Source organism: Streptomyces sporangiiformans (assembly GCF_005768555.2).
Lineage (GTDB): Bacteria > Actinomycetota > Actinomycetes > Streptomycetales > Streptomycetaceae > Streptomyces > Streptomyces sporangiiformans.
The window spans coordinates 1-7,236 of the sequence record NZ_VCHX02000267.1; the positions used below are offsets into that span (position 1 = coordinate 1).

Below are 7,236 nucleotides of genomic sequence, written 5' to 3' on the forward strand. Positions count from 1 at the left end.
GAGCCTTCAGGCTCCGGCCCAGCCGCGCTTCGGGGTCAGGAGTTGAACGGGGTACTGCCGTCATCGGTGACCAGCCGCCACAGGTGGTCGGCGGTACCGGTGTCGTCCCACTGCAGGGCCTGGGCCCCGGACGAGGTGGACATGTTCTGGATGCCCAGGACCATGCCGCTGTTCTTGTTGACGAGTTTGCAGTAGCCGCCACCGGCGTCCACCACGGACCAGAGGTGGTCGGCGGTGAGGGTGTCGCCCCACTGCAGTGCGGTGGCACCGGCTGTCTTGGAGGCGTCCTTGATGCCCAGTACCTGGCCGCTGTTGGCGTTGAAGATCTTGTAGTAGCCGTTCTCGGCGGGAACGAGCTTCCACTTGTGGTTGGCCGTGGTGTCGGCCGTCTGCTGCTGGACCGCGCCTCCGGCGGCGATCGAGGAACCGGAGATGCCGAGTTCCAGGTTGCTGTTCTTGTTGATGATCTTCACGGCCGGTGTCTCCGGGTACCAGGACTCCAGCTCGGTCACGCCGACGAACTTGCCCGCCTGAGGGGTGAAGACGACCCGGAACTGGGAGGTGGTGACGGTCGGGAAGGTCACCTCGTTGGCGTTGTCGGCGACCGGTGCGGCCGGGCTCTTGGTCTGGCTCGGGACGTTCACCCACGCCCCGTCCTTGAAGTACTGGACGGTGTAGCTCGCCGGGACCCGGATGTTCGCGCCGTCGTCGTACGTGTAGAACTTGACCTCGTTGATCTTCCGCGGCGCCCCGAAGTCCACACCGAGATGGTCGGTCGCGTTCGGTGAGCCGGAGTTGGTCCACCGGTCGTCGGGGATCTTGTCGTAGCGGATCCAGCCGTCGGTGGCCCGCAGCGGGGCGTCGAAGGTGGTCGGCTTGCAGGTCTGGCCGCTGTGACAGTGCGGGCCGTTGGAGACGGTGTTGGTGTAGGAGGCGAAGGCCTTCGGGTAGGGCTGGGTGATGGTGCGGCCGAGCCAGTCCTGCTCGGCGGTCAACGGGTTGGCCGCCACGTTCATCATCCGTGTGGCCGGAGCCGGAGTGACGGGGGCGGCCACGTTCACGGTGGTGTTGCCGATGGTCGAGGACTGGTGGATGCGCTGGCCGTCCTGGAAGATCTGCAGGCCGCTGCCCTTGCCGTAGTGCGAGCCGTCACGGTCCCAGCGGATCGAGTAGGTGTGTCCGTGGTAGGGGAGGCTCTCCACCGCGAAGTAGTCCCAGGTGGACGGGATCAGCGGCTTCAGCACCAGCGTGTTGCCCGACTGCGGCTTGATGCCCAGCAGACCGGTGAGCACCAGGTCGTTGAAGCTGGAGTGGTTGTAGTGCTCGCTGAAGTTGAAGCCGTCGTAGATCCATTCGCCGGTGTCACCGTTGGCGGCCTCGGCGATGTAGGGCTCGCCGTCCTTGTGCTGGAGGTCGGCGAACTGGGCCAGCATGGACTGGTAGTCGGCCTTGGTGACGTAGCTCTGCGCCGGGTAGTCCTGGAGCAGGTTCGCCATGCCGGTCAGGATCTGGCTGGTCTGGTACGGCCAGCTCGGGCCGTTCCAGTGGCAGCAGTTGGCGTCGTCGCGCTTCTGCTCGGCGGGGATCGCCTCGTAGTTGAAGTACGGGTTCGCCGTGATCCGGTCGAGTTCGGCGAAGCTCGTGCCCTTGGCGAACTTCAGCGTGTTGGCCCCGGCCTTCATGGGGACCTGCACGGTGACGGCCTGCGACTCGGAGAACTTCTGCCAGGCGCCGGTGGGCGCGTAGTTGACCGTGATCGGGTTGGCGGTGTTGTCGTTGACGATGAGCTTGTGGGTCGATGTGCCGCTGGTGCCGTTGGCGTAGTGCACGGTCACCGGGTACGTCCCGGCGCCCGGAGCGTCCACGGTGAAGGTGACGTAGCTGTCGTCGAAGTCGATCTGGCCGACGTACGAACCGTTCGATGCCGTCGACGCGTTGAACACGTTCGCGTGGTTGCGGGTCGCCTGCTCGGCCTCGAAGTCGTGCACCCGCTCCAGCGTCGTGGGCCCGAACGGCGCCTTGAACCGCTTCGGGTCGGTCAGGTACTTCCACGCCGACGAGTACTGCGCGTCGGGCAGGTTGAACGCCCAGGGGGCGAAGCCCATCGCCTCCCGCCAGGTCGTCCTGGTCTGCTTCAGCGTGCCGTTGGTGCTGTGCGTGTTGTAGACCTGCATGAAGAAGTTGCGCTGCGGGTCCCAGAGGGAGTTCTGCACGCCCGCCTTGAGCGCCGCGGCCTTGTCGCTGTACTCGTTCGCGGTCGCCGTGTCCCCGTTCATGGTGGCGATCTTGCTGATCGCCTGGGCGGCGCTGAACATGTACGCGTTGATCGTGGGCCGGTAACCGGGGCCGCCGCTGAACCAGTTGCTGCTCTTCATCGACGTCTCGGTGTACTCGGTGGCGTCGGACAGCGGCGTCTGGTGGTACAGGTCGCTGGTCGAGGCCGTGCCGTTCACCGTGATGTCGTTGGTGAAGTTCGAGTCCCACCGCTTGTACAGCGCGATGAGATGAGGGAGCGCGGACTTGATCTGCGCGGCGTCCCCGGTGACGAGATAGCGCTGGTACGCGGCGCTGGTGAGCCACTCGCTGAAGTTCCGTGCGCCCGAGTTGCCCGCCCCGCGCAGCCAGAAGTCCAGGTAGTCACCCGCGTAGTCGCGGTTGCGCAGCCAGCGCCCGTCGAGCAGGTGATAGCCGGCGGCGTCCGGGAGCGCGGTGTACGGATTTCCCGCGTAGCCGATCGGCACGTCGTACTCGGTCGAGACGTAGCCCGTGCCCGGCACGGTGTAGCGGAGCGCACGCTTGAAGGTGCTCCACCGGTAGTAGTAGACCTCGTCGATGTCGTTGTCGGGGGTGTCGAGGAACGGGATGTTGTCCTTGTACCACTGCCGCTCGTCGAGTTGATTCGCGGCAAGGATCGCGTCCTTGTCGAGGGCGACCGCGTTGGGGTCGTCCGCCGCCTGGGCCGGACTCGCCACCGTGCCCGTCGCGGCCAGCGTCACGGACAGGAAAGAGCCGAGCAGCGCGGCCGTCGTGCGGTGACGGCGTCCGGCTCTGGGTCTTGGTCTTGGTCTGGGACCGGATCTGCGGCGCATGAGTCGTCCTCCACGGGGCGCAACAGTCGTTCGCAATATCGAACGTTGTTCGAAAGTCGAGCGACGGTAGTGACAGGACAGAAACAAAGTCAATGGATCGGACAGCGCCGGGGGGGGGAAGTTGGCCCCTCCCCGGCGCGCCATCGCGCATCGCGTCAGGCCCGCTGGGCGCGGCCCTTGAGGAGGCTGAGGCCGGCGCCGGGTGAGACGACGCCATAGGCACCGCCTATACGGGGGATCGGTTTTTGGTCGTGGACCTCCTCGTCTGTGACGGGCTTCACTGAGCCGGTAGGTGATGCGACGGCCGGTCGGGACCCGGTGTCGTACGGGTCCTCGAAGCCGGCACCGGACGCACGGCATCCCGACTGGGATGCGCGTTCCTTGTCCGCGGAGTGCGCCGACGGACCCTTACCCGTGCCTGGATGGAGGTTGCAATGACGCATGCCCCGAACAAAGCCGCAGGCGACGCAGTGGTGAGGAAGAAGCCGTGGTACCGGCAGCTTTACGTGCAGGTGCTGGTGGCGATCGTCATCGGGATCGTGCTCGGGTGGCGGTGGCCGGATCTGGCCACCTCGATGGAGCCGATCGGCACGACGTTCATCACGGCGATGAAGATGCTGATCGGGCCGATCGTGTTCCTGACCATCATCGGCGGCGTCGCTGGAGTCGCCGACCTGAAGAAGGTGGGCCGGACCGGCATCAAGGCGCTGACCTACTTCCAGCTCGGCACGATCGTCGCCATGGCCGCGGGGCTCGTCGCGATCAACATCTTCCGGCTCGGCGACGGCGTGCACGCCGACCCCTCGCGGCTGGACGTCTCGGGTGACGCCGGTCAGTACATCAAGACGGGCGAGCACCAGCACTGGTGGGAATTCCTGACGGGCATCGTGCCGGACAGTGTCTTCGGCGCCTTCGTCGAGGGAGACATCCTGCAGGTGATCTTCCTCGCGGTGATCTTCGGGATCGCGCTGAAGTCCGTCGGCAAGGCGGGCGAGCCGATCATCGCCGCAGTCAACCGCCTGACCACGGTGGTGTTCAAGGTGCTGTCGTTCGTGATGAAGGCGGCTCCGCTGGGTGCCTTCGGGGCGATGTCCTACGCCATCGGGAAGTTCGGGCTGTCGACGCTGACCAGCCTCGGCTCGCTGATCCTGCTCTTCTACGTCACCTCCATCCTGTTCGTCGTGGTCGTGCTCGGCGCGGTGCTGGCGGCGTATGTGCGGCTGAACATCTTCCAGCTCTTCCGCTACTTCAAGGAGGAGTTCTTCCTGATCCTGGGCACCTCCACCGCCGAGCCGGCCCTGCCGGGCCTGATGCGCAAGCTGGAGTTCATGGGCGCCGAGAAGTCCACGGTCCGCCTGGTGGTGCCGACCGGCTACAGCTTCAACCTCGACGGCGCCGCCATCTATCTCTCCCTGGCCACCCTCTACATCGCGCAGGCCACCGACACCTCGCTCTCCGTCGGCCAGCAGCTCGGCCTGCTCGCGGTGATGCTGCTGACGTCCAAGGGGGCGGCCGGTGTCGCGGGTGGCGGCTTCATCGCCCTGACCGCGACGCTGTCGACCGTGGGTCATGTGCCCGCGGCCGGCATCATGCTCGTCTTCGGCATCGACAAGTTCATGTCGGAGTGCCGGGCCCTGGTCAACTTCTTCGGCAACGCCGTCGCCGCCCTGTTCATCGCCCGCTGGGAGAACGGCCTCGACCTGACGCGGGCCCGCCAGGTGCTGTCCGGCGAGGTAAGGGAGGAGCGGGAGGAGCGGGACGAACGGGAGGAGCAGGTCGACGCGCCCGCTGCCGGGGCCGCCGGTGCCGCCGAGGTCGCCGTGCCCGGCGGGAGGCCGGCCGAGGCGAACGAGGCGGTACCGGTCAACCCGTAGAACGGTAGGGTCCGCCTGGTGGACGCCCGGCAACTCGAATACTTCCTCGCCATCGTGGAGCACGGCGGATTCAGCAGAGCGGCCGCCGCGCTCCACGTGGCGCAGCCCTCGCTCTCGCAGGCGATGGCGAACCTGGAAGCCGACCTGGGCGTATCGCTGTTCCACCGCAAGGGCCGCGGGGTCGTGCTCAGCCAGGCCGGGGCGGAACTCCTCGAACCGAGCCGCCGCGTGCTGCGCGACCTGGCGGCCGTACGGGACAAGGCCGCGGCCCTGTCGGGTCTGCACGGCGGTACCTTCGAGGTGGCGGCCATGCCCTCACCCGGCATAGAGCCGCTGACCAGCCTGATCCACCGCTTCGCCGAACTGCACCCTTCCGTCACCGTCAGCAGCCGGGCCGCCTTCACACCCGAGGAGGTCGTGGAGCTCGTCCGCAGCGGTGCCTGCGAGTTGGGGCTCCTGGGAGCCGCCAAGCCGGTGGCCGTGTCCGGTCTCGACGTCCTGCCCGTGGAGGAGCAGCCGTTCGTCGTGGTGGCCGCTCCGGGAGCGGAAGTGGAGGACGGGGCCACCCTGCGCCCGGAGGACCTCGGCGGACGCAAGCTGATCGCCTCCCGGGGCGGGAGCCTGATGCGCACCATCGTCGACGACATCACCGCGCACACCGAGGGCACCGACATCGTCGCGGTCGTCGACCACCGCACCTCCATCCTTCCCCTCGTACTGACCGGCGTCGGCATCGCGGTCCTGCCCGCCTCCTGGACCCGGCTCGCCCGCCGCTGCGGTGCCGCCGTGGCGTCCATCGAGCCCACCGCGCATCTCCACGTCGCCATGATCAGCCTGCCCGCCCACCTCACCCCGGGCGCCCGCGCGTTCCTGGAGCTGACGCGTTCGTACGCCCGGCGGAAGGGCACCGGGACGTCGTAGCCGCCGAATCGATCGGTTGCGCCTATACGCCGTATCGGAAGCGTGTCTTGGACGGCGTGCGGCCCCACTGGGTTGACTCGAAGACGTCGAACCCACCACCGGAGGCTCCCCGTGACCGCAACCCGCACCTTCCGTATCGCCGCCATCCCCGCCGACGGTGTCGGCGCCGAGGTCGTCGCCGCGGGCCGCGCCGTGCTGGACGCGCTGGCCGCGGACTCCCGGGCAGACTCACAGGGAGCCTTCGCCTTCGACTGGCAGGAGTTCCCCTGGGGCTGCGGCTACTACGAGCGCACCGGCAAGATGATGGACGACGACGGCCTGGAGCGTCTGAAGGACTTCGACGCCATCTATTTCGGAGCCGTCGGCTGGCCCACCGTCCCCGACCACGTCAGCCTGTGGGGACTGCGCCTGAAGATCTGTCAGAACTTCGACCAGTGGGCCAACGTCCGCCCCGTGCACTTCCTGCCCGGCGTCCAGAGCCCGCTGCGCAAGGCGGACGACACCGAACTGGACTGGGTCGTCGTCCGGGAGAACAGCGAGGGCGAGTACGCCGGCCTGGGCGGCCGCAACCTCGCCGGGCGCGGGCAGGGCGGCGAAGTCGCCGTCCAGTCGGCCCTGTTCACCGAGGTCGGCTGCGAGCGCATCATGCGCTTCGCCTTCGACCTGGCCCGCACCCGAACCCGCCGCAAGGTCTCGTCCGTGACCAAGAGCAACGCGCAGCAGTACGGCATGGTCCTGTGGGACGACGTCTTCCGGCGCGTCGCCGCCGACTACCCCGACGTGGAGACCGAGAGCGTCCTGGTCGACGCCATGTCCGCGAAGTTCGTCCTCCGCCCCGAGGACCTCTCCGTCGTCGTCGCCTCCAACCTCAACGCCGACATCCTCTCCGACCTGGGCAGCGCCCTCGCCGGCAGCCTGGGCCTGGCCGCGAGCGCCAACCTCAATCCCGAGCGCCGCTTCCCCAGCATGTTCGAGCCCGTCCACGGTTCCGCCCCGGACATCGCCGGCCAGGGTCTGGCCAACCCGATCGGCGCGGTCGGCAGCGCCGCCCTGATGCTGGAGCACTTCGGTCTTCCCGACCAGGCGGCCCGCCTGCAGAAGGCCATCGAGGCGACCACGGGCGCCGGAATCCTCACCCGCGACGTCGGCGGCTCCGCCTCCACCGAGGACGTCACCAAGGCCCTCATCGACGCCCTGAACGCCTGACCCGTTCCCCGCTGCCTCCGGCCCCTGGTGGCGCACTCGAACGTCCCGGCCTGTTCCACACGTCGCGCCGGCAGTCCGGGACAGGCCGCTCGCCGAGCCGGGCGGCCACGCCGTGCCGGGCCCCGAGCCATGACGGCTCGGGGCCC

The 7,236-nt window shown here is 68.1% G+C and carries 4 protein-coding genes; 3 read left to right on the plus strand and 1 reads right to left on the minus strand.

What is annotated here, in order from left to right; translation table 11 throughout:
• Positions 1-35: 35 nt before the first annotated feature.
• A complete protein-coding gene (locus tag FGD71_RS35690; RefSeq protein ID WP_119104699.1) occupies positions 36-3,089 on the minus strand; it encodes an MGH1-like glycoside hydrolase domain-containing protein in 3,054 nt (1,017 codons plus the stop codon).
• Between the two features lie 434 nt (positions 3,090-3,523).
• Between FGD71_RS35690 and dctA the strand changes: the two genes are divergently transcribed.
• The 3 genes from dctA (at position 3,524) to FGD71_RS35705 (ending at position 7,090) form a co-directional block, all read left to right on the plus strand.
• The gene (gene dctA, locus FGD71_RS35695) at positions 3,524-4,963 is read left to right on the plus strand and encodes a C4-dicarboxylate transporter DctA (protein WP_119104700.1); all 1,440 of its coding nucleotides are present in this window, start codon (positions 3,524-3,526) and stop codon (positions 4,961-4,963) included.
• Between the two features lie 18 nt (positions 4,964-4,981).
• The gene (locus FGD71_RS35700) at positions 4,982-5,884 is read left to right on the plus strand and encodes a LysR family transcriptional regulator (RefSeq protein WP_119104701.1); all 903 of its coding nucleotides are present in this window, start codon (positions 4,982-4,984) and stop codon (positions 5,882-5,884) included.
• Between the two features lie 111 nt (positions 5,885-5,995).
• Positions 5,996-7,090: a tartrate dehydrogenase gene (locus FGD71_RS35705; RefSeq protein WP_119104702.1), complete on the plus strand. Its 1,095-nt coding sequence runs from the start codon at positions 5,996-5,998 to the stop codon at positions 7,088-7,090.
• Positions 7,091-7,236 lie beyond the last annotated feature (146 nt).

Coding starts and splice junctions, on each gene's coding strand:
- FGD71_RS35690 (WP_119104699.1), bottom strand. CDS start 3,089: ATGCGCCGCAGATCCGGTCCCAGACCAAGACCAAGACCCAGAGCCGGA.
- dctA (WP_119104700.1), top strand. CDS start 3,524: ATGACGCATGCCCCGAACAAAGCCGCAGGCGACGCAGTGGTGAGGAAG.